Genomic DNA, 20945 nt, shown 5'->3' with positions numbered 1-20945 from the left:
CCGGACTCAGCGTCGTCCGAGCGGCGGCAGCGGTTCGCCGAGGAACGGCTCCCAGGCCTTCCGCGTTTCGGGCGACAACCGCACGGGACGGCCGGTCCCGGCATCCACCTGGACGATGACGGTGGATGCCCGGGCGTACAGCGTCTGCGGCTCCTGGCCCGCGGGCGTGAAGACCTCGTAGTGGACCTCGGCGCTCGATCCGCCGATCTTCCCGAACCACATCTGCACGTCGATCGGATCGCGCTGGTAGGGAACCGGTGCGAGGTACTCGATCTCCTGGCGGGCGATGAGGGTCAGCTGCGCCGCGCCGTGGCTCGCGTCGATGACCGCGGTCGGGACGACCCGCTCCCCCGCGCCGGGCACCCAGAAGGCGCGCACGCGCGCCTCCTCGAGGAGCTTCAGCATCGCCGCGTTGTTGACGTGGTTGTACGCGTCGAGATCGCCCCACCGCAGGTGGATGGGAACGCGGATGCGGGGGTCAGTCACGCGTGAGCTTGCGGTACGTCGACTTCGCGGGGTTCGCCGCGTCGGCGCCGAGCCGCTCGATCTTGTTCGCCTCGTACGCCTCGAAGTTGCCCTCGAACCAGTACCACTGGTCGGGCTTGTCGGCGGTGCCCTCGTACGCGAGGATGTGCGTCGCGATGCGGTCGAGGAACCACCGGTCGTGGGTGATGACCACGGCGCAGCCGGGGAACTCCAGCAGAGCGTTCTCGAGGGAGCTCAGGGTCTCGACATCGAGGTCGTTCGTGGGCTCGTCGAGGAGGAGCAGGTTCCCGCCCTCCTTCAGCGTGAGCGCGAGGTTCAGGCGGTTGCGCTCACCGCCGGAGAGCACGCCCGCCTTCTTCTGCTGGTCCGGCCCCTTGAAGCCGAACTTCGAGACGTAGGCGCGCGAGGGGATCTCAGTCTTGCCGACCGTGATGATGTCGAGGCCGTCCGAGACGACCTCCCACAGCGTCTTGTTCGGGTCGATGTTCGAGCGCGACTGGTCGACGTAGCTGATCTTGACCGTCTCGCCGATCTTCAGGTCACCGCCATCGAGGGGCTCGAGGCCGACGATCGTCTTGAAGAGCGTGGTCTTGCCGACGCCGTTCGGGCCGATGACGCCGACGATGCCGTTCGGCGGCAGGCTGAAGCTGAGGCCGTCGATGAGCGAGCGGCCGTCGAAGCCCTTCTGGAGCTTCTTGGCTTCGATCACGACACTTCCCAGGCGCGGCCCGGGCGGGATCGAGATCTCCTCGAAGTCGAGCTTCCTCGTCCGCTCCGCCTCGGCCGCCATCTCCTCGTAGCGGGCCAGGCGCGCCTTCGACTTCGTCTGGCGGCCCTTCGCGCTCGAGCGGACCCACTCGAGCTCTTCCTTCAGGCGCTTCGCGAGCTTGGCGTCCTTCTTGCCCTGGACTTCGAGACGCTCGCCCTTCTTCTCGAGGTAGGTCGAGTAGTTGCCCTCGTAGCCGATGAGGCGGCCGCGGTCGACCTCCGCGATCCACTCCGCGACGTTGTCGAGGAAGTACCGGTCGTGGGTGATGGCGATGACCGCACCCTTGTAGGCCTGCAGGTGCTGCTCGAGCCAGAGCACGCTCTCGGCGTCGAGGTGGTTGGTGGGCTCGTCGAGGAGCAGAAGGTCCGGCTTCTGGAGCAGGAGCTTGGCGAGGGCGACGCGGCGCTTCTCGCCACCGGAGAGCGGGGCGATCGCGGCGTCTGCCGGAGGCGTGCGAAGCGCGTCCATTGCCTGCGACAGCTGCGAGTCGAGGTCCCAGCCGTCCGCGGCGTCGATCTCCTCCTGCAGCGTCCCCATTTCGGCGAGGAGCGCGTCGAAGTCGGCGTCGGGATCGGCCATGAGCGCGGAGATCTCGTTGAACCGGTCGAGCTTGGGCTTGATCGCCACGCCGTCCTGGATGTTCTCGAGGACGGTCTTCGACTCGTCGAGCTCGGGTTCCTGCATGAGGATGCCGACCGAGAACCCGGGCGAGAGCTTCGCCTCGCCGTTGGACGGTGTGTCGAGACCCGCCATGATCTTCAGGATCGTCGACTTACCGGCGCCGTTCGGGCCGACCATGCCGATCTTGGCGCCGGGCAGGAACGCCATCGTGACGTCGTCGAGGATGAGCTTTTCGCCGACGGCCTTGCGGGCGCGGACCATGGAGTAGATGTATTCGGCCATAACGGCCCAAGTCTACGTGGGTCGTCCCTCGTGACGGGACGGTCCGGGTGTCACCAATCGATCGATCGGGTCTGTCCCAGCAGGCACGCGCCGTCGGCGAGGCCGGGCATCACGAGCGCCGTCGGCTTCGCCACCGACGGACCGACCTGTCCGACGAGGCACTCGTCGCCGATTCGGACGGAGAACTGGATGCTGTCCGCGGGATTGCCGATCGAGGTCTCGTCCTCCGTGACCTGCATCGCCTTCTTCGGGAACCCCGCCGCCACCAGGGCGTCGACGTAGACGCGCCCCTTGACGGATGCCGAGTCCCGCCAGACGGCATCCATCACCGACGTGAAGTCGGGCAGACGCGCCTCGGCGGAGTCCGCAGCGGCTGTGGGGGTGGGTGTCGCCGACCCCGAGGGGCGGGGCGCAGCCGCAGAGGACGTCGCGGGCTCAGAGGGCGCCGGGCTCGACCCGGGTGCACATGCGGCGAGCGTCACCACCACCACGGGCGAGAGCGCGAGCAGGAGCAGGCGGGATCCCCGGGAGGGCTGGTGTCTGCGCACGGGCGAGAGTCTAGGGCGTGCGGCCTCCGAGCCGGCTGGGTGCGAGTCAGAACGGCGTGGCGGCGGGTTCGGCCTGCCAGGTCCGCTCGTCCGCGCTGTCTGCGTCGGCCCCGGATTCCGCGCCCGGCGCCGCCCACTCCGTCGCCGATTCGCCGGTGTCGGCCTGACCGCGCGGCTTCTCGTCGCGCGTGAACACCGACGTCCCGAAGGCGAGGTCGTGTCCCAGTGCGACGGCGTCGATCTCGGCATCCGTTCCGGACTTGTCACCGGCCTCCCACCGCTTGATGGCGAGGGTTCCGTGCACGACGATGCGCTGACCTCGACGGACGGAAGCGGCGACGTGCTCTCCGAGCGTCCGGAAGACCGAGACGCGGTACCAGCTGGTGAGCCCGTCGACCCACGCGCCCGCCTTCACGTCGTAACGGCGGTCGGTGCTGGCGACCCGCAGCGACACGACGGGCGTGCCGTCGGGAAGTCGACGGTACTCGGGGTCGGCCCCGACGTTGCCGACGATCGTGATGTGATCCTTCATTTCGACTCCTTCAGTCGTCGGGGCACGGCTGTGCCCGCTCGATGCTCCGACGCCCGCGTGCCCGGCGGGCGTCGGAGCCCCTTCAGGATTCCGTTGACGCCCGGCACGACGGCGCCCCGGTCGCCGAACGGTGGAAACCGTCGGCGACCGGGGCGCGTGGGGAGAAGACGGAGACCATGAGGTCCGCCGGGGAGGATCAGCGGCGGGCGTACTCCCCGAACCGGGCCCGGACCTTGTTCACCTTCGGCACCGCGACGGCCAGGCAGTAGCCCTGGCCCGGGTTCTTGGTGAAGAAGTCCTGGTGGTAGTCCTCGGCGGGGTACCACTCGCCGAGGGGCTCCATCGTGGTGACCAGTCCGCCACCCCACCAATCCGCGGCACGTTCCGCGGCGCGCTGGAACTCCTCGCGCTGCGCGTCATCGGCGGGGAACATGGCGGAGCGGTACTGGGTGCCGACGTCGTTGCCCTGCCGGTTGAGCTGGCGCGGGTCGTGCATGGTGAAGAACGCATCGAGGATGACGTCGGAAGGGATGATCTCCTCGTCGAACGTCACCTTGACGGCCTCAGCGTGACCGGTCGTGCCGGTGCACACCTGCTCGTACGTGGGCGACGCCACGGAACCGCCGATGTAGCCAGATTCGACCGACTCGACTCCCTCGAGAGCGCGGTACGCGGCGTCGAGACACCAGAAGCAGCCTCCGGCAAGCACATAGGTCTGCATGCGAGACCTTCCTTTCACTGTGGGATCGTCACGAGGGACAACGCCGACGGCGGGCGCGATGTTCCGTCCCGAAGGTGCGTGTCGGTGGCCGAGCGTACCCTGCGAATCGACGCAGAGGAGGCCCCGTGACCACCATCGCACCGAACACCGATGTCCGGCTCCGCCGATATCGCCTCACACCTGTCTCCGACCGCCTGTCGCGCGTCGTCGACCCCGAGGGCCGGGTCGTCGGACACGTGGCCCGCATCGGCGACGACCTCGCCACGCGCTATCGCGCGCGCCGGTTCCGCCCTGCGGCCGGTGGCTTCGTCGAGCTCGGCGATTTCTGGCGGATGGAGGACGCGGTGGCCGTCCTCCACGACTCGCGCTGACGCGCTCAGACGATGGCGGCGACGGCCTCGCTCTCGTCCTGCGCGTGCCCCGCGCCGGCGCCGCCCACTTCGGGCCACAGTCGTGCCAGCACCGTGATCGCGTCGCGCAGTTGCTCGGGCGGGGCGGTGAAGGGCACGCGAAGGTGCGCGTCGTATCCGCCGTCGACGGAGAAGCGTGGGCCCGCCGACAGGAGGACTCCCTCGCGCCGAGCCGCCAGGACGAGCGATCCGCTGAGCGGAGCGTCCATCCCCACCCACAACGAGACGCCGCCCGCCGGGACGGGGACATCCCACGTCGGGAACGATGCGCGGAGCGCGGCCACGGCGGCATCCCTCCCCCGGCCGAGCAGCTCGGCGCGCTGCGGCAGGATGTCGGGCATCAGACGCATGAGACGCGCGGCGACGGCTTGCTCGAACTCGGCGGTACCGAGATCGCGACGGGGGCGAGAAGCCACGAGTCGCCGCACGAAGGTTCGGTCCGCCCGCACCCAGCCGACCCGCAGCCCACCCCACACCGTCTTGCCCAGTGAACCGATCCGCACGGCATGGGGTCCGAAGTCCAACGGTTCCGGCGCGGTGCCGTCGATCATCAGCTCGGCGGTCGTCTCGTCGATCACGAGCACCGTCCCCGCGCGTTCGGCTGCGGCGCGGAAGGTCGCGGCATCCGTCGGGGACATCGACCGCCCCGTCGGGTTCTGGAACCACGGCATGAGATAGGCGAGGGTCGGACGCGCACGCCGGAAGGTCTGCTCGGCACGATCGAGGTCCCAGCCGCCGTCGACGGTCACCGGTGTTCCGGTCACGCGCGCTCCCGTGGCCTTGATCGCCTCGGTCGCATGCGGGTACGTGGGCGTCTCGAGCAGCGCCGTCATCCCCGGCCCGAGGAGAGCGGCCGTGACGAGGTGGATGGCGTGCTGTCCCCCGTTCGTGACCAGGATCTCGTCCGGGGCAGTCGGAATCCCGCGTGCGGTGTAGCGGTCGGCGATGGCCGTCCGGAGTTCGCTGCTGCCGACGATGTCGTAACCGGGCCGGCCGACGAGGGATGCGGCATCCGCTCCGACCTCGGCGATGACGCCCGCAAGGCCGGGCCACGCCGCCGGACTGGCCTGCTGCAGGTCGATGCCCTCGCCGTCGTCGAACACTCGACCGGCTCCTCGGCGCACCTGGGGAAGCGTGATGCTGCCCGATCCCCGCGTGCTCTCGATGTGACCGCTCTCGCGGAGCGAGCGATAGGCCGCCGCGACCGTCGCCCGACTCAGGCCGAGTGTCGCCGCGAGTTCGCGCTCGGCGGGCAGGGCGGTGTGGGCGGCGACGCGGTTATCGAGACAGAGAAGACGGATGCCGTCGGCCAGGGCCTCGTAGGTGGGCGTCCTGGTCCGCCAGCCACCGAGTGCAGCGGCGAGGCTTCGGGCACCGATCCGAGAGTCCATGGTCCACCTTTTCGAGATTGGACTGCATACAGAAGGCCAATCTTACGGTGGAATGGGTCCATGCTTCTGCGCCTCCTCCGCCTCGTCATCGGACTCGCCCTGTTCGGCATCGGCTGCGCCGTCCTCGTCCAGGCCGGCATCGGACTCGACCCCTGGACGGTCCTCGCCGAGGGACTCTCCGTGCAGACGGGTATCGGGATCGGCTGGATCGTCGTCATCACCGGCGCGCTCGTCCTCCTCGCCTGGATCCCGCTCCGTCAACGCCCCGGCATCGGCACGATCGCGAACATCCTCGTCGTCGGAACCGTCATGCAGGGGGCGCTTGCGGTCATCCCGCCCGTCGAGAACTACCTCTGGGGCGTTCTCGTCTTCGTGTTCGGTATCGCGCTCATCGCCGCGGCATCCGGGATCTACCTCGGCGCCGACCTCGGGCCGGGGCCGCGCGACGGGTTGATGACGGGCCTCCACGCTCGGTTCGGATGGCCGATCTGGGTCTGCCGGTTCGCCGTCGAAGGGAGCGTCCTCGTCACCGGGTGGTTGCTCGGCGGAACGGTGGGCCTCGGCACGGTGCTGTTCGCGGTCCTCATCGGTCCCGGCGTGCACGTCGCCCTCGATGTGTCGGCCCGGTGGCGCGCCCTGCGCGTGCGCCGCGCGACGATCTCGGTCTGAGCGGTAGCCTGGGGGACGAGCATCCTTCCCTCCATAGCTCAGTGGACAGAGCGAGCGGTTTCTACCCGCAAGGTCGGGGGTTCGAATCCTCCTGGAGGGGCTCCGAGTCGCCGCATCTGCGGTCGGCTCCTGTGGGAGGAGACCACGTGTCAGCTGCGGAGAACGACCGCCTCGTCTGGATCGACTGCGAGATGACGGGCCTCGACCTGTCGGTCGACGAGCTCGTGGAGGTCGCCGTCGTCATCACCGATTTCGAGCTCAACGTCCTCGACCCCGGCTTCCAGATCGTGATCAAGCCCGACGACTCCGCCCTCGCGCACATGAACGACTTCGTGACGAAGATGCACGAGAGCTCCGGCCTTCTCGCAGAGATCCCGAACGGGGTGAGCCTCGCCGACGCCGAATTCCAGGTGCTCGAGTACATCCAGCGGTTCGTCCCCGAAGGCAAGGCCCCGCTCGCCGGGAACACGATCGGCACCGACCGCATGTTCCTCGCGCGCTACATGCCCCGCGTCGATCGGTGGCTGCATTACCGCAACGTCGACGTGTCGAGCGTGAAGGAGCTCGCCCGCCGGTGGTACCCCCGCGCCTACTTCAACGCTCCGGCGAAGGACGGCGGCCATCGCGCCCTCGCGGACATCCGCGAGAGCGTCCGCGAGCTCGCGTACTACCGCGAGACGGTCTTCGTGGACGCCCCCGGACCGTCGAGCGACGACGCGCGCACCGCCGCGGCATCCGCCGTGTCGTCGTTCGCCTCCGGACTGTAATACACTTGTGGGGTTGCCCGGAGACGGGCACATGGTGGGTATAGCTCAGTTGGTAGAGCACCTGGTTGTGGTCCAGGGGGTCGCGGGTTCAAGTCCCGTTACTCACCCCATATCTTCTCCGCGTGAGGCGTGGTCATGATCGATATGGATGCCGAGGCATTCGAGGATCTGGTTGCGTCCGAACTCGATGGGTTGCCCGACGACATGGTCGCGGGGCTCGACAACGTCGTGTTCGTCGTCGAGGACCGTCCCGAGGACGGCTCGCTCGACCTGTTGGGGCTGTACGACGGTCTCGCGTTGACGGAGCGGGATCAGTACGGCATGGGTGACCTCCCCGATCGCATCATCCTCTACCGGGAACCGCACCTGGACGCGTGCGATGACATCGACGACCTCCGTGATGAGGTGCACACGACCCTCGTCCACGAGATCGCCCACTTCTACGGCATCGACGATGCCCGACTGCACGAGCTGGGGTGGGCCTGATGAGCATCGCGTCGCCGGAGATTGACGAGCGGACGGACCTGCAGGCATCCACCTCGGGACCCTGGCAGACCGTCGTCTGGAACGATCCCGTCAACCTCATGAGCTACGTCGAGCACATCTTCCGCCAGTACTTCGGATTCTCGCGTGAGAAGGCGCACCGGCTGATGCTCGCCGTCCACCACGACGGGCACGCGGTCGTCGCCGAGGGGTCGCGGGAGCAGATGGAGCTGCACGCTCAGGCGATGCACGACTACGGCCTGTGGGCGACCGTGCGAGAGGCGGGGTCGTGACTGGCCACGCTGTCGCCATGGAGCTGACGCTCCTCGAAGCCGCGCATCTGTCCGATCTCGTCGGACAGTTCGAAGACGTCGTGACCTCGCACGACGGCTCCGACCCGGCCGTGCGCCGACTCGTGCCGGACGCCTACGCCGACGACGCAGAGGCAGCGGCGGAGTTCCGTCGCCTGACCGAGGACGACCTCCTGGCACGACGGGCGGCGGATGCGGGCATCGTCCGCGCGTCCCTGCGGCACGACGGGCAGGACCTCGACATCGATCAGCTCGACCGCGCCGCCGCCGAGGACATCCTCGTGGTCGATCTGACCCCGGATGCCGCCGGTGCCTGGCTCCGCACGCTCGCCGCCCTTCGGCTGGTGCTGGCGGACCGGCTCGGGGTGACGGACGAAGAGCAGCGCGGCGACGGCGATGCCCGGTTCGGCGTGTACGAGTGGATCGGCTACCGCCTCGAGATGCTCGTGCAGGCGCTCGACGCCTGAGCAGGGACGTTCAGGGCAGCCGGAAGACGTGGCTCGCGAGCTGATCCGGGTGGTGATCCCGGAGGTGCGCCTCCTCTTGCCTCTCCCACCGCTCCCAGTGCGGTCGGTACGTCTCGCCGTCCCGTTCGAGCGCGCGCACCCGGCGGGCATCCCGGGGCGCGTCGAGCCATACGGCGACGTCCGCGAGCTCGGCCGATGCGGGCGTCAGCACACCGGAACCCTCCACGATGACGACGGCCGCGGGGGCGACGCGCCTCTCCTGCCCCGAGGGCCGATCCGTCGTCCAATCCCACACCGGCCACGACCCCGGTTCGCCCCTGCGCAGCGGCACGAGGACGCCCTGACGCACGGTGTCCGCGCCGTCGCGCAGGCCGTCCCAGCCGGGGTAGACGTCGTCGAGTCGCACGATCGCCGCACCCGCCAGCCGCTCGGCGAGGAGGTCCGCGAACGTCGACTTCCCGGCGCCGGAACGACCGTCGACCAGCACCACCGCCGGCTCGCGCCGCACGCCGTGAACGGCGTCCGCGACGTCGTCGACCGCGACGACGAGGGCAGCCCCGAGCGGATCAGCGCTTGAGTGCACGGATGACGCGGCTGAGCGCCCGTCCCGCGATCCACACGAACGGGATGCCGACGGCGACGAGCGAGACCAGATTCGGCTCGAAGCGCAGGTCATCGCCGGTGCGGATGTACGCACCGATCGGGATCGCGGCGCCACCGCCTCCGCCGCCCGCACCGCCCGACGTGTCCTCTCCCGCGCCGAAGCCCGACCAGGTCAGGGCGACGGGGATGATCCGGATGCCGTCGACGTCCTGCTGTTCGCCGTAGACGGTGGTCACGCCGAGCGAAGCGAACTGCTTGCCGAGTTCGAGGGGGAGGTTTGCCATGCCCTCACGGTAGCCGCAGGCGACGCGGAAAGCAGGGGGTTGCGCCGATTCGGGTCAGTCCGGCGCGGGGCGCGGGTTGGTGGGAAGAGCGTTGACGTCTCGTCGCGGCCCGAGGGTGCTCGCGCGCGTGACGGCGCCGCGGCCGAACCTGCTGCGGGCGTCGTCGAGAGCGGCATCCACCCTCCGCCACTCCGCGTCGTCGTCCCACAGTGCCAGACCGCCGATACCGTCGCCCGTGAGCTTCTCGCCTCGGACCCCGATCAACCGGACGGGCTGGACGAGGTCGATCTTTCCGAAAAGCTCGAGGGCGACGTCGCCGATCCGCTGACCGACGTTCGTGGGCTCAGGGACGCTCACCGACCGTGAGAGGTTCGTGAAGTCCGCGAACCGCACTTTTATGGCGATCGTCCGCGCTTCCCAGCCGCCCGCGCGCAATCGGGAGGCGACCCTGTCGGCGAGACGGCGGAATTCGCTCCGGAGCATCGCTGTGTCGGAGACATCCTCGAGGAAGGTCTCCTCGTGGCCGACGCTCTTCTCGGTGTGCTCCGTCTGCACCGACCGCGGGTCGTGGCCGCGGGCGAGCTGCGAGACACGCGCGCCCATCGCCGGGCCGAGCGCTCGATCGAGGACGCTCCGCGGGGTGTTCAGGATGTCGGACACCATCCGGATGCCGCGCGCTTCGAGAGCCTCTGCAGCTTTGGGACCGACGCCCCAGAGCGCGCTGACCGGGCGAGCAGCGAGGAACGCCTGTGTGTCGGGCTCAGCGACGATCAGCAGCCCGTCGGGCTTCGACACAGTCGAGGCGATCTTCGCGACGTGCTTCGTGGCCGCGACGCCGATGCTGCACGTCAGTCCGGTCTCCTCCAGAACCCGGCGGCGGACCATCCGAGCGATCTCGCCGGGACTCCCCCAGAGGCGGCGCGCACCGCTCACGTCGAGGAAGGCCTCGTCGATCGAGAGCGGCTCCACGAGCGGGGTGACGTCGCGGAAGATCGCCATGACCTTCTTCGACAACTCCGAATACCGCTCGAACCGCGGGACCACGACGATCGCCTGCGGGCACAGCTGGAGTGCCCGGCCGACCGACATCGCCGACCTCACCCCGAAGCGGCGAGCCTCGTACGACGCGCTCGAGACGACGCCGCGCCCCTCCATCCCGCCCACGATGAGGGGCTTACCCGCGAGCGACGGGTCGTACAGGACCTCGACCGACGCGTAGAAAGCGTCCATGTCGACGTGGAGGATCCGCGTGCCGGTGTCGTCGGCACCGTCGGGTGAGACGATCCGTCCCGTCCCGTCACCGCGTCCCATACCTCCATTGTCGACGATGCCGCCGACACCGAGCGCGGATCGGGCAGCGGCGCGGCGGCATCATCGATCGGCGTCAGGCTTGTCCGGCGCGCTCCAGGATGAGCTCGCGGACGCGTGCGGCATCCGCCTGGCCCTTCATGGCCTTCATCACGGCGCCGATGACGGCACCGGCGGCCTGGACCTTGCCGTCCTGGATCTTCGCCAGGACGTCGGGCTGCGCGGCGAGGGCCTCGTCGATGGCGGCGATCAGGGCGCCGTCATCCGAGACGACGGCGAGACCACGCGCGTCGACGACCTCCTGCGGGGTCCCCTCCCCCGCGATGACGCCCTCGAGCACCTGACGCGCGAGCTTGTCGGTCAGCGTGCCGGCATCCACCAGCTTCTGCAGCTCGGCGACCGACTCGGGCGAGACCAGCGCGGCGGGTTCGGCTCCCTGCGCGTTGGCGACGCGGGTGACTTCGCCCGTCCACCACTTGCGAGCGGATGCCGGGGACGCGCCGGCGGCGATCGTCGCCTCGACCTCGGCGAGGAGACCGCCGTTGGCGACGTCCTGGAACTCGAGGTCGGTGAAGCCCCACTCGGTCTTCAACCGTCGTCGGTACACCGAGGGCGCCTCGGGGAGCGCGGCGCGCAGCTCCTCGATCAACTCCTCGGACGGCTCGACGGGCAGGAGGTCGGGCTCGGGGAAGTACCGGTAGTCGTCGGCATCCGACTTCGGGCGGCCGGGCGAGGTGCGCCCGGTGTCCTCGTGCCAGTGGCGCGTCTCCTGCGTGATCGTGCCGCCACCGGCGAGGATCGCCGCCTGACGCTGGATCTCATAACGGACGGCACGTTCCACAGAACGCATCGAGTTGACGTTCTTCGTCTCGGTGCGCGTGCCGAGCTTCTCCTGACCGCGGGGGCGGAGCGAGACGTTCGCATCGCAACGGAGGTTGCCGCGCTCCATGCGCGCCTCCGAGATCCCGAGTGACCGCACGATGTCGCGGATCGCCGCCACATAGGCCTTGGCGACCTCCGGAGCACGGTGCTCGGTGCCGAAGATCGGCTTGGTGACGATCTCGACGAGCGGGACACCGGCGCGGTTGTAGTCGACGAGCGAGTACTCCGCGCCCTGGATGCGACCGGTCGAACCGCCCATGTGGGTGAGCTTGCCGGCATCCTCCTCCATGTGCGCGCGCTCGATCGGGACGACGACCAGGTCGCCGCCCTCGAGTTCGATCTCGACGCTGCCCTCGAAGGCGATCGGCTCGTCGTATTGGGAGATCTGATAGTTCTTGCCGAGGTCCGGGTAGAAGTAGTTCTTCCGCGCGAACCGGCTCGACGGCGCGATCGAGCAGCCGAGAGCGAGGCCCAGGCTGATCGAGTAGCGTACCGCGATCTCGTTGACCACCGGCAGCGAACCGGGCAGACCCATGTCGACCGGGGCGACGAGCGTGTTGGGAGCTGCGTCGTGGTTCGCCTCGTGCGCCGGGTTGGCCGCCGGCGAGAACATCTTCGTCTCGGTGTTGAGCTCGACGTGCACCTCGAAGCCCAGCACCGGCTCGAAGAGCTCGAGTGCTTCGTCGAAGTCCATCAGCGCGTCCTTGGCCATCAGCGGGCTCCTCCGAGGATCGGGGCGCGGTCCAGCAGCGGACCGCCCCAGCTGTCGACGAGCAGGGCCTCGAGGGCCGCGCCGACGCGGTACAGACGTGCGTCCTCCCGGGCGGGGGCGACGAACTGGATGCCGACGGGCAACCCGTCCTCCGCTGCGAGGCCCGAGGGGATCGAGATGCCGGGGACGCCGGCGAGGTTGACCGGGATGGTCGTCACGTCGTTGAGGTACATCTGGATCGGGTCGTCGAGCTTCTCGCCGAGGCGGAAAGCGGTCGTGGGCGCCGACGGCGTCGCGATGACGTCGACCTGCGCGAACGCCTCGTCGAAGTCGCGCTGGATCAGGGTGCGGACCTTCTGAGCGCTGCCGTAGTAAGCGTCGTAGTACCCCGCCGACAGGGCGTAGGTGCCGAGGATGACGCGCCGCTTGACCTCGTCGCCGAAGCCGGCGTCGCGGGTCGCGGCCATGACGTCCTCGACGGTGCCACCGGGCACGTTCACCCGCATGCCGAAGCGCACGGAGTCGAACTTGGCCAGGTTGCTGGAGGCCTCCGCGGGGAGGATCAGGTAGTACGCGGCGACTCCGTACTCGAAGTGGGGTGCGCTGACCTCGACGATCTCGGCGCCGGCGGCTTCCATCGCGGCGAGGGACGCGCGGAACGACTCCGAGACGCCGGTCTGGAAGCCGGAGTCGTCGAGCTCGCGGATGACGCCGACCTTCAGGCCCTTCAGGACCTCGCCGGTCGCCCCCTCGCGCGCAGCGACGGCGAAGGACGGCCACGCATCGGTGAGGGACGTGGCGTCGTGGGGGTCGTGCCCGCCGATGACGTCGTGCAGGAGCGCCGAGTCGAGGACCGTGCGCGAGACGGGGCCGACCTGGTCGAGGCTCGACGCGAGCGCGATGGCGCCGTAGCGGCTGACACCCCCGTAGGTGGGCTTCATGCCGACGGTGCCCGTCACATGGGCGGGCTGCCGGATGGAGCCGCCGGTGTCGGACCCGAGGGCCAGCGGTGCCTCGAAGGCGGCGACCGCCGCAGCGGAGCCACCGCCAGACCCGCCGGGGATCCGGTCGAGGTCCCACGGGTTGTGGGTCGGGCCGTACGCGGAGTGCTCCGTCGAGGAACCCATGGCGAACTCGTCCATGTTGGTCTTGCCGAGCGGCACGAGACCGGCGGCGCGGGAGCGCGACACGACGGTCGCGTCGTAGGGCGACATGTAGCCCTCGAGGATCTTCGATCCGCTGGTCGACGGCATGTCGGTCGTCACGAGGACGTCCTTGATAGCGAGCGGGACGCCAGCCAGTTCGCCGAGCTCCTCGCCCGCGGCGCGGCGCCGGTCGATGTCCTGGGCGACCTCGACCGCGTGATCCGAGACGTGCAGGAAGGCGTGGACGTCGCCGTCCACGGCGGCGATCCGGTCGAGGTGGGCCTGCGTGGCCTCGACGCTCGACAGCTCGCCGGAACGGAGCTTCGCCGAGAGGTCGGCAGCGGTCAGCTTCAGGATGTCGCTCACTGCTCCTCCCCCAGGATCGCGGTCACGCGGAACCGGCCGTCGGCGGCATCCGGTGCGTTCTGCAGCACCTCGTCGAGGCTCAGCATGTCGCCGGGGACATCGGGACGGAACACATTGCTCAGCGGGATCGGGTGGCTCGTCGCGGCGACCTCGGGGGTGGCGACCTCGGAGACCTTGGCGATGTTGTCGACGATCGCATCGAGCTGGCCGGTGAGGCGTTCCACCTCCTCGTCGCTCAGCTGGATCCGGGCGAGCACGCCGAGATGGCGCACGAGATCGGGGGTGATTTCAGACACTCCCCCAGTCTAGTTCGGGCCACTCGTCGTCCGAGCGCTCGCCCTAGGCTGAGGACGTGACCGATTCGATCTCCGCCGATCGCCCCTGGCTCTCGTCCTACGACGCCGGCGTCCCGCTCGATCTCCCGCCCGTCACCGGGTCGCTCATGGATCTGCTCGACGACTCCGTCCGCGATTACCCGAAGGCGGCCGCGCTGCAGTTCTTCGGCAAGGAGACGACCTACGCCGCGCTGGCGGATGCCGTGAGTCGAGCGGCGGCCGGGTTGCGCCGCCTCGGGGTGAAGAAGGGCGACCGGGTCGCGATCGTCCTTCCCAACTGCCCCCAGCACATCGTCGCCTTCTACGCCGTCCTGCGCCTGGGCGCCGTCGTCGTCGAGCACAATCCGCTCTACACGCCGCGGGAGCTGCGGACCCAGTTCCAGGACCACGGTGCGCGCCACGCGATCGTCTGGAACAAGGTCGTCGCGACGGTCCAGGAGTTCCCGGCCGACCTCCACGTCGAGGCACTGGTGTCGGTCGACATCACGACGGCACTCCCGCTGCACACCCGGCTCGCGCTCCGGCTACCGGTCGCGAAGGCGCGCGAATCGCGCGACGCGCTCACCGCGCCGGTGCGCGGGACGCGAACGTGGGACGACCTCGTCCGGACCGAGGCGCTCCCGGCATCCCACCCCCGTCCCGCCACGGATGACCTCGCGGTCCTCCAATACACCTCCGGAACGACGGGCACGCCCAAGGGTGCGATGCTCACCCATCGGAACCTCCTCGCCAACGCCCGCCAGAGTCAGGCGTTCATCCCGGCGGTGGTCCGCGGGGACGGATGCGTCTTCTACGCCGTCCTGCCGATGTTCCACGCGTACGGGCTCACGCTGTGCCTGACGTTCGCGATGTCGATGGGAGCGCGTCTCGTGCTCTTCCCGAAGTTCGACGCCGACATGGTGATCGACGCGATCAAGAAGCACCCGCCGACGGTCCTGCCCCTCGTCCCGCCCATCGCGGAGCGCCTGCTCGCTCGTGCCCGTGAGACCGGCGCGTCGATCCGGGGCATCGGAATCGGCGTGTCGGGCGCGATGGCCCTCTCCCCGGCGCTCGTCGAACCCTTCGAGGAGGCCACGGGCGGCTACCTCATCGAGGGCTACGGCCTCAGCGAGTGCTCACCCGTCTTGATGGTGAACCCGCCGGCCGACAGCCGGAAGGCGGGGACGATCGGCATCCCTGTCCCCGGGACCGACGCGCGGGTCGTCGATCCGGAGGACCCGTCGCGCGTCTTCGGTGTCGGTGAGCCCGGCGAGCTCGTGGTGCGCGGACCGCAGGTCTTCTCGGGGTACTACGGCAAGCCGGAGGAGACCGAGAAGGTGCTCGAGGACGGCTGGTTCCGCACCGGGGACATCGTCGAGCGCGACGAAGACGGCTTTTTCCGGGTCGTCGACCGGCTGAAGGAGCTGATCGTGACGGGCGGCTTCAACGTCTCGCCGTCCGAGGTCGAGGCGACGCTCCGTCAGCACCCGCAGGTCGCGGATGCCGCCGTGGTCGGCCTGCCCGATCCGCACAGCGGCGAGCAGGTCGTGGCCGTCGTCATCCCCGCCCCCGGCGTGACCGACCTCGACGTCGACGACATCCGCTCCTTCGCGCGGACACGACTGACGCCGTACAAGGTGCCGCGTCGCATCGAACCGGTCGACGACCTGCCGCGCTCGCTCATCGGCAAGGTGCTGCGGCGCCAGGTGCGGGACGCGCTGCTCGCGCAGAAGGACTGAGCCTCACTCCGCCGCAAGGGCCTCGCCGAGGGCGTCCGGCCCCTCGGTGACAAGCAGGTGGAACTGAGCCGCATCGATGATGCGGAGCCCGAGCGCTTCGGCCTTCGCCAGTTTCGATCCCGCGCCGGGGCCGGCAGCGACGAAGTCGGTCTTCTTCGAGACGCTGGATGCCGCCTTCCCCCCCGCCTGCATGATCGCCTCCTGCGCGCCCTCGCGGGTGTAGCCCTCGAGCGAGCCGGTCGCGACGACCGTGATGCCCTCGAGGACGCCGCCTGCTGCTGCGGCGGCACCGGGCCCGGGGTGGCCCGGGATCGACAGGCGCGCCCCGGCCGCGACCCAACGGTCGACGATGTCGACGTGCCAGTCGACGGCGAACCAGTCCTGCAGTGCGTCGGCGATGATCCCTCCGACGCCGTCGACCGCGGCGAGCTCATCGCGCGAGGCGGCGCGGATGGCGTCGAGTGAGCCGAAGTACTGCGCCAGCGCGCGGGCGGCGACCGGACCGACGTGCCGGATGTTGAGGGCGACGAGGAACCGCCAGAGGTCCTTCGTCTTGGCCTTCTCGAGTTCGTCGATGAGGGTGAGCGCCTGAGCCGACGGCTGCGGGCCGGTGAGCCCCTCCTTCTTCTCTGCCGCGCTGGGGTTGCGGCGGAAGGGAGCGCGCCGGATCACGTCGCCGGTCTTCTCGTCGACGCGTGCCTCGCCGGTCTCGGAGTCCCGGACGATGACCTCGATCGGGACGAGCCGCTCCACCGTCAGGTCGAACAGCCCCGCCTCGGTGTCGAGGGCGGGTTCCTGCGGCGGGAGCGGCTGCGTCAGGGCGGCCGCGGTGACCTCGCCGAGCGCCTCGATGTCCAGCGCGCCGCGGGAGCCGATGTGTTCGACGCGTCCGCGAACCTGCGCGGGGCAGCCGCGGGTGTTCGGGCAGCGCAGATCGATGTCGCCCTCTTTCGCGGGGGCGAGCGTCGAGCCGCACTCGGGGCATTCGGTCGGCATGACGAACGCCCGTTCGGTGCCGTCGCGCAGTTCTGCGACCGGCCCGAGCACCTCGGGGATGACGTCGCCCGCCTTGCGCAGCACGACCATGTCGCCGATCAGCACGCCCTTGGCCTTCACGACGTCCTGGTTGTGAAGGGTGGCCTGACGCACGACGCTTCCGGCGACGAGTGCGGGCTCCATCTGCGCGTAGGGCGTGGCCCGGCCCGTGCGCCCCACCGACACGATGATGTCGACGAGCCGCGTCTGCACCTCTTCCGGCGGGTATTTGTAGGCGATCGCCCACCGCGGCGCGCGACTGGTCGCGCCGAGCTCATCGTGCAGCGAGAGCTCGTCGACCTTGACGACGATGCCGTCGAGTTCGTGCGCGACGGAGTGACGCTTCTCGCCGTACTCCGCGACGAAACCGAGGACGCTGTCGACGTCGTCGAAGGTGCGCGGGTAGGGACTGACCGGGAGCCCCCACTCGGCCAGAAGCCCGTACACGTCGCTCTGCGCGGCGACGGGCGGGTCCGGCCACGCGCCGATCCCGTGCACGTACATGCGCAGCGATGCGAGACGGGCCTCGCCGGCCTCCAGCTCGAGACCCGACTTCTTGTCGAGCTGCTGGCGGAGCCCGCCGCTGGCCGCATTGCGCGGGTTGGCGAACGCGGGGAAGCGCCGGGCGGCGCTCTTCTGGGCCTTTTCCTCGTCGTACCGCGGCCGCGCGGCCGCGTCGGCGATGACGCGCTCTCGCAGCCGCGCCTGCAGCGCGTTGAGCTCTTCGAACGCCGCGACGGGGATGAAGACCTCGCCGCGGACCTCGACGAGAGCGGGATGCCCCTCCCCCGCCAGTCGATCGGGGATGCCGGCCACGCGCACCGCGTTGACGGTCACGTCCTCGCCGATGCGGCCGTCGCCTCGGGTCGCGGCCGAGGTCAGGACCCCGTCCTCGTATCGCAGCGAGATGGCGAGACCATCGATCTTGAGTTCGGTGAGCCAGCGCACCGGGCGTCCGGCCGACGCCTCGGCCTTCGTGCACCACTCCCGCAACTCCTCCGGCGAGAACACGTTGTCGAGGCTCAGCATCCGCTCCGCGTGCTCGACGGGGGCGAACATCGACGATTCGGCCGCGCCGACCGTCTGCGTCGGCGAGTCCTGGCCCTGCAGCTCCGGATGCGCGCGCTCGATGGCCTCGAGCTCGTGCATCCACCCGTCATAGGTCGCGTCGTCGACGAGCCCGACGTCGCCGCCGTAATACGCCTCGCGCGCACCGAGGATCTTCTCGGTGAGGCTCTCGGCGGCGGCGCGCGCCTCATCGAGTGTCAGTGCGGGGAGTTCTGCGTCAGCCACATCGACAGTGTAGGGAGCGCGGCCGACACTCCCGAGCCGCTGTCGTCGTCGCGCATGATGCGGTAGGCGAACGATCCCGAGTACCGGAAGACCTCGCCGAGGAGAGGCATCCGGAGCCGGACGTCGACGCGCTGACGCCCGTCGCCGCCCTGGCCCGCACTCTCCTGCACGGTGACCGAGGCGACCCGGGGCAGAGGGACGCGGATGCCGCGCACCCGCCACGCGAGTCGTCCTGAGCGCAGCACCATACGGCGGTCCTCGATTGCGGGACGAAGGCGTACCTCCAGCCCGCCGCGGCGGCCGAGCCGCTCGATGATCTCCCCGTCACCGGCACGCATCGTGTCGCGCATGACCCGGAGCCGGCCGGGGAACGCGAACCACCGCGATCCGGCGAGACCGTCCGCGACGGGTCGGTTCTCGACCAGGAACGGCACCTGCTCGCCCGCCTCGGGGAAGAGCATGTCGTGCCGCGTCGACCAGACCAGCACTGGCCACACGATCAGGCGGTAGCGGGATCCGACGGTGTCGTACGTCCCCTCCCCGACCCCGACGTGCCCAGGAGGGATGGGACCGAAGTACCGCGCCAGCACGGACGGCAGATCGCCGTACGCCTCACCGAGCACGCGTTGGTAGACGGATGCCGGGGCGTCCTCGGCGGCGGTGGTCATGCTCGGAATCTACCGCGGGCGGGGGTGGCGGCCGGTGCATGTACCGTCGAGGCATGAGCACCGACCGTCCCCGTGCCGTGGTCGCCGGAGCCGGCGGGTTCATCGGCGAAGCTCTTGCCGCCTCTCTCCGCGCCGACGGCTACGACGTCGTCGAGGTGGGTCGGACCTCCCGCGTGTCCTGGAACGACCCGGAGGCGCTCCATGCGGCGGTCGACGGCGCGGACCTTCTCGTCAACCTCGCCGGAAAATCCGTGGACTGCCGCTACACCGATGCGAACCGCGACGCGATCCTGGCTTCCCGAGTCGAGACGACGCGGGCGTTGCACGATGCGGTGGCGGCGGCATCCGTCCCGCCGAAACTCTGGGTGAACTCGTCGACCGCGACCATCTACCGCCACGCGATGGACCGGCCGAACACCGAGTCGACCGGCGAGCTCGGCGCCGGGTTCTCGGTCGACGTCGCGAAGGCGTGGGAGCGCGCCTTCTTCGCCGCCGACCTCCCGGCGACGAGGCGCGTCGCGCTCCGCCTGGCGATCGTCGTCGGCGACGGTCCCGCGACACGCATGCTGCTCACCCTCGCCCGGACCGGCCTCGGCGGGCCGCAGCACGACGGCTGGGTCCCGCCGCACCGTCGCTATCGCGGCATCGGCGACGAGCCCACCGGCGGCCGGCCGCCCTGGTACCGCACGCGCGGCCGTCAGCGGTTCAGCTGGGTGCACATCGACGACGTGCTCGACGCGATCCGGTTCCTCGTCCGGCGCGACGACATCGCGGGGGTCGTGAACGTCGCGGTGCCCGAGGCATCCGACAACCGGTCGCTCATGCGCTCCCTCCGGAGCGTCGTCGGGATGCCGGTGGGAATCCCCTCGCTCCGCTGGATGCTCGAGATCGCCATGTGGGTCCTCCGCACCGAGCCCGAGCTGATCCTGAAGAGCAGATGGGTCGCGCCCGAGCGACTGGTCGAGGCGGGGTTCCGCTTCTCGCACACCGACCTGCGCGAGGCGCTCGCGTCCGTCGAACGCGAGCGGAGGCTCAGGCGTCCTGCGGCACGGCGGACACGGTCCGCGCGATCGTGAACTGACCGATGACGCGCGTTCCGTCGTAGAGGACCGCCGTCTGACCGGGGGCGACCCCGTCGAAGGGCTCGTCGGGGACGACCGTCACCGAGCCTGCGGCCACCATGGCACGCGCCGGCACCGGGTCGGCGTGTGCCCGGATCTGGACGTGGCACGCGAACGCGCCGTCTTCAGGCGCACGGCCGGCCCAGCTGTGCCGTTCCCCGGAGATCTCCGCCGTCGCGAGCGCCTCCTTGGGACCGACGACGACGGTGTTCGAGACGGGACGCACCTCGAGGACGAAGCGCGGCTTGCCGTCCGCGGCCGGCACGCCGAGCTGCAGGCCGCGACGCTGACCGACGGTGAAGGCGTGCGCACCCTCGTGGCGGCCCACGACGGCGCCGTCCCGGTCGAGCACGTCGCCCTGCTCGGCGCCGACCTTCTCGGCCAGCCAGCCGCGGGTGTCGCCATCGGGGATGAAGCAGATGTCGTGGCTGTCGGGCTTCTGGGCGACGGTCAGGCCGCGCTCGGCGGCCTCAGCGCGGACGACCGCCTTGGACGGGGTCGTGCCGAGCGGGAAGTACGTGTGCGCGAGCTGATCCGCCGTCAGCACACCGAGGACGTAGGACTGGTCCTTCGCCTCATCCGACGCGCGGTGCAGCTCGCGGCCCTCGGGGCCGTCGACCAGGGTCGCGTAGTGGCCCGTGCAGACGGCGTCGAACCCGAGCTCGATCGCGCGCTCGAGGAGAGCCGCGAACTTGATCTTCTCGTTGCACCGCATGCACGGGTTCGGGGTGCGCCCCGCCCGGTACTCGCTGATGAAGTCGTCGATCACGTCGTCTCGGAAACGCTCGGAGAAGTCCCACACGTAGAACGGGATGCCGAGCAGATCCGCCGCGCGCCGCGCGTCTAGGGCGTCCTCGATCGTGCAGCAGCCCCGGCTGCCCGTGCGCAGCGTCCCGCCCGCACGCGAGAGCGCGAGGTGGACGCCGACGACGTCGTGTCCGGCGTCGACGGCTCGGGCCGCGGCAACCGCCGAATCGACCCCACCGCTCATCGCTGCCAGTACGCGCATCGTTCCAGT

At 70.1% G+C, this 20945-nt stretch carries 23 protein-coding genes and 2 tRNA genes; 10 read left to right on the top strand and 15 right to left on the bottom strand.

From position 1 onward, the window contains the following. Positions 1-6: 6 nt before the first annotated feature. The 5 genes from Q9S78_RS11110 to msrA all read right to left on the bottom strand — a co-directional run bounded on the left by Q9S78_RS11110 (position 7) and on the right by msrA (position 3959). Complete coding sequence (locus Q9S78_RS11110) at positions 7-486, bottom strand: acyl-CoA thioesterase (RefSeq protein ID WP_116229063.1); 480 nt, start codon at positions 484-486, stop codon at positions 7-9. Then, positions 479-2158 (bottom strand): energy-dependent translational throttle protein EttA, encoded by a 1680-nt coding sequence (gene ettA / locus Q9S78_RS11105; RefSeq protein WP_311870225.1) that lies wholly within the window; start codon positions 2156-2158, stop codon positions 479-481. The genes Q9S78_RS11110 and ettA overlap by 8 nt, the downstream gene beginning before the upstream one ends. 50 nt (positions 2159-2208) lie before the next feature. Then, positions 2209-2706, bottom strand: a complete 498-nt coding sequence (locus tag Q9S78_RS11100) for a DUF6993 domain-containing protein (RefSeq protein WP_311856792.1) — start codon at positions 2704-2706, stop codon at positions 2209-2211. Between the two features lie 46 nt (positions 2707-2752). Then, a complete protein-coding gene (locus Q9S78_RS11095) occupies positions 2753-3238 on the bottom strand; it encodes a single-stranded DNA-binding protein (RefSeq protein WP_018187997.1) in 486 nt (161 codons plus the stop codon). A gap of 196 nt (positions 3239-3434) precedes the next feature. Then, positions 3435-3959, bottom strand: coding sequence for a peptide-methionine (S)-S-oxide reductase MsrA (gene msrA, locus Q9S78_RS11090; protein ID WP_018187998.1), 525 nt, complete (start codon positions 3957-3959; stop codon positions 3435-3437). A gap of 125 nt (positions 3960-4084) precedes the next feature. Here msrA and Q9S78_RS11085 point away from each other — a divergent pair, with 125 nt between their 5' ends. After that, a complete protein-coding gene (locus Q9S78_RS11085; protein ID WP_018187999.1) occupies positions 4085-4330 on the top strand; it encodes a hypothetical protein in 246 nt (81 codons plus the stop codon). A gap of 5 nt (positions 4331-4335) precedes the next feature. Here the strand turns inward: Q9S78_RS11085 and yczR are convergent, their stop codons facing one another. Continuing rightward, positions 4336-5760: a MocR-like transcription factor YczR gene (yczR, locus tag Q9S78_RS11080; protein ID WP_020097241.1), complete on the bottom strand. Its 1425-nt coding sequence runs from the start codon at positions 5758-5760 to the stop codon at positions 4336-4338. Between the two features lie 60 nt (positions 5761-5820). On the opposite strand from yczR, the gene yczE reads away from it, so the two are divergent. The 7 genes from yczE to Q9S78_RS11045 all read left to right on the top strand — a co-directional run bounded on the left by yczE (position 5821) and on the right by Q9S78_RS11045 (position 8457). Continuing rightward, complete coding sequence (yczE, locus tag Q9S78_RS11075) at positions 5821-6429, top strand: membrane protein YczE (protein ID WP_020097240.1); 609 nt, start codon at positions 5821-5823, stop codon at positions 6427-6429. Positions 6430-6456: 27 nt separating this feature from the next. After that, positions 6457-6529: transfer RNA gene (locus Q9S78_RS11070), tRNA-Arg, on the top strand. Positions 6530-6575: 46 nt separating this feature from the next. After that, positions 6576-7196 carry an oligoribonuclease gene (gene orn, locus Q9S78_RS11065; RefSeq protein WP_018188002.1) on the top strand — a complete coding sequence of 207 codons (621 nt, stop codon included), beginning with the start codon at positions 6576-6578 and terminating at the stop codon, positions 7194-7196. A gap of 34 nt (positions 7197-7230) precedes the next feature. Further along, positions 7231-7306 (top strand) — tRNA-His (locus Q9S78_RS11060). 25 nt (positions 7307-7331) lie between these two features. Then, a complete protein-coding gene (locus Q9S78_RS11055) occupies positions 7332-7682 on the top strand; it encodes a metallopeptidase family protein (protein ID WP_311856794.1) in 351 nt (116 codons plus the stop codon). Continuing rightward, positions 7673-7972 (top strand): ATP-dependent Clp protease adapter ClpS, encoded by a 300-nt coding sequence (gene clpS, locus Q9S78_RS11050; protein ID WP_018188004.1) that lies wholly within the window; start codon positions 7673-7675, stop codon positions 7970-7972. Before Q9S78_RS11055 ends, clpS begins: the two co-directional genes overlap by 10 nt. Then, positions 7969-8457, top strand: coding sequence for a DUF2017 family protein (locus Q9S78_RS11045; protein ID WP_311870224.1), 489 nt, complete (start codon positions 7969-7971; stop codon positions 8455-8457). Before clpS ends, Q9S78_RS11045 begins: the two co-directional genes overlap by 4 nt. 10 nt (positions 8458-8467) lie before the next feature. Here Q9S78_RS11045 and Q9S78_RS11040 read toward each other — a convergent pair whose 3' ends face one another. The 6 genes from Q9S78_RS11040 to gatC all read right to left on the bottom strand — a co-directional run bounded on the left by Q9S78_RS11040 (position 8468) and on the right by gatC (position 14053). Next, a complete protein-coding gene (locus tag Q9S78_RS11040; RefSeq protein ID WP_311856797.1) occupies positions 8468-9040 on the bottom strand; it encodes a nucleoside/nucleotide kinase family protein in 573 nt (190 codons plus the stop codon). Beyond that, positions 9024-9344: a hypothetical protein gene (locus Q9S78_RS11035; RefSeq protein ID WP_018188007.1), complete on the bottom strand. Its 321-nt coding sequence runs from the start codon at positions 9342-9344 to the stop codon at positions 9024-9026. Before Q9S78_RS11035 ends, Q9S78_RS11040 begins: the two co-directional genes overlap by 17 nt. A 54-nt stretch (positions 9345-9398) precedes the next feature. After that, the gene (gene dinB, locus Q9S78_RS11030) at positions 9399-10655 is read right to left on the bottom strand and encodes a DNA polymerase IV (protein WP_311870223.1); all 1257 of its coding nucleotides are present in this window, start codon (positions 10653-10655) and stop codon (positions 9399-9401) included. A gap of 73 nt (positions 10656-10728) precedes the next feature. After that, positions 10729-12246 (bottom strand): Asp-tRNA(Asn)/Glu-tRNA(Gln) amidotransferase subunit GatB, encoded by a 1518-nt coding sequence (gatB, locus tag Q9S78_RS11025; protein ID WP_311870222.1) that lies wholly within the window; start codon positions 12244-12246, stop codon positions 10729-10731. Then, positions 12246-13757 (bottom strand): Asp-tRNA(Asn)/Glu-tRNA(Gln) amidotransferase subunit GatA, encoded by a 1512-nt coding sequence (gene gatA / locus Q9S78_RS11020; protein ID WP_311870221.1) that lies wholly within the window; start codon positions 13755-13757, stop codon positions 12246-12248. The genes gatB and gatA overlap by 1 nt, the downstream gene beginning before the upstream one ends. Further along, positions 13754-14053 (bottom strand): Asp-tRNA(Asn)/Glu-tRNA(Gln) amidotransferase subunit GatC, encoded by a 300-nt coding sequence (gatC, locus tag Q9S78_RS11015; RefSeq protein ID WP_018188011.1) that lies wholly within the window; start codon positions 14051-14053, stop codon positions 13754-13756. Before gatC ends, gatA begins: the two co-directional genes overlap by 4 nt. A 56-nt stretch (positions 14054-14109) precedes the next feature. Between gatC and Q9S78_RS11010 the strand changes: the two genes are divergently transcribed. After that, complete coding sequence (locus tag Q9S78_RS11010) at positions 14110-15810, top strand: long-chain-fatty-acid--CoA ligase (protein WP_311870220.1); 1701 nt, start codon at positions 14110-14112, stop codon at positions 15808-15810. A gap of 3 nt (positions 15811-15813) precedes the next feature. On the opposite strand, the gene ligA is transcribed toward Q9S78_RS11010, so the two are convergent. Next, a complete protein-coding gene (gene ligA / locus Q9S78_RS11005) occupies positions 15814-18138 on the bottom strand; it encodes an NAD-dependent DNA ligase LigA (RefSeq protein WP_311870219.1) in 2325 nt (774 codons plus the stop codon). Next, positions 18111-18806, bottom strand: coding sequence for a DUF4166 domain-containing protein (locus tag Q9S78_RS11000; RefSeq protein ID WP_311870218.1), 696 nt, complete (start codon positions 18804-18806; stop codon positions 18111-18113). The genes ligA and Q9S78_RS11000 overlap by 28 nt, the downstream gene beginning before the upstream one ends. A gap of 53 nt (positions 18807-18859) precedes the next feature. Between Q9S78_RS11000 and Q9S78_RS10995 the strand changes: the two genes are divergently transcribed. Beyond that, complete coding sequence (locus Q9S78_RS10995) at positions 18860-19882, top strand: epimerase (RefSeq protein WP_311870217.1); 1023 nt, start codon at positions 18860-18862, stop codon at positions 19880-19882. Here Q9S78_RS10995 and mnmA read toward each other — a convergent pair. Further along, positions 19839-20936, bottom strand: a complete 1098-nt coding sequence (gene mnmA, locus Q9S78_RS10990; protein ID WP_081626465.1) for a tRNA 2-thiouridine(34) synthase MnmA — start codon at positions 20934-20936, stop codon at positions 19839-19841. The two genes, Q9S78_RS10995 and mnmA, sit on opposite strands and share 44 nt — an antisense overlap. Positions 20937-20945 lie beyond the last annotated feature (9 nt).

It is taken from the genome of Microbacterium aquilitoris (genome assembly GCF_031932285.1).
In the GTDB taxonomy this organism is placed as follows: Bacteria; Actinomycetota; Actinomycetes; order Actinomycetales; family Microbacteriaceae; genus Microbacterium; species Microbacterium aquilitoris.
Note: the sequence above shows the minus strand (reverse complement) of the source record. Positions and strands in the feature narration are given on the sequence as shown.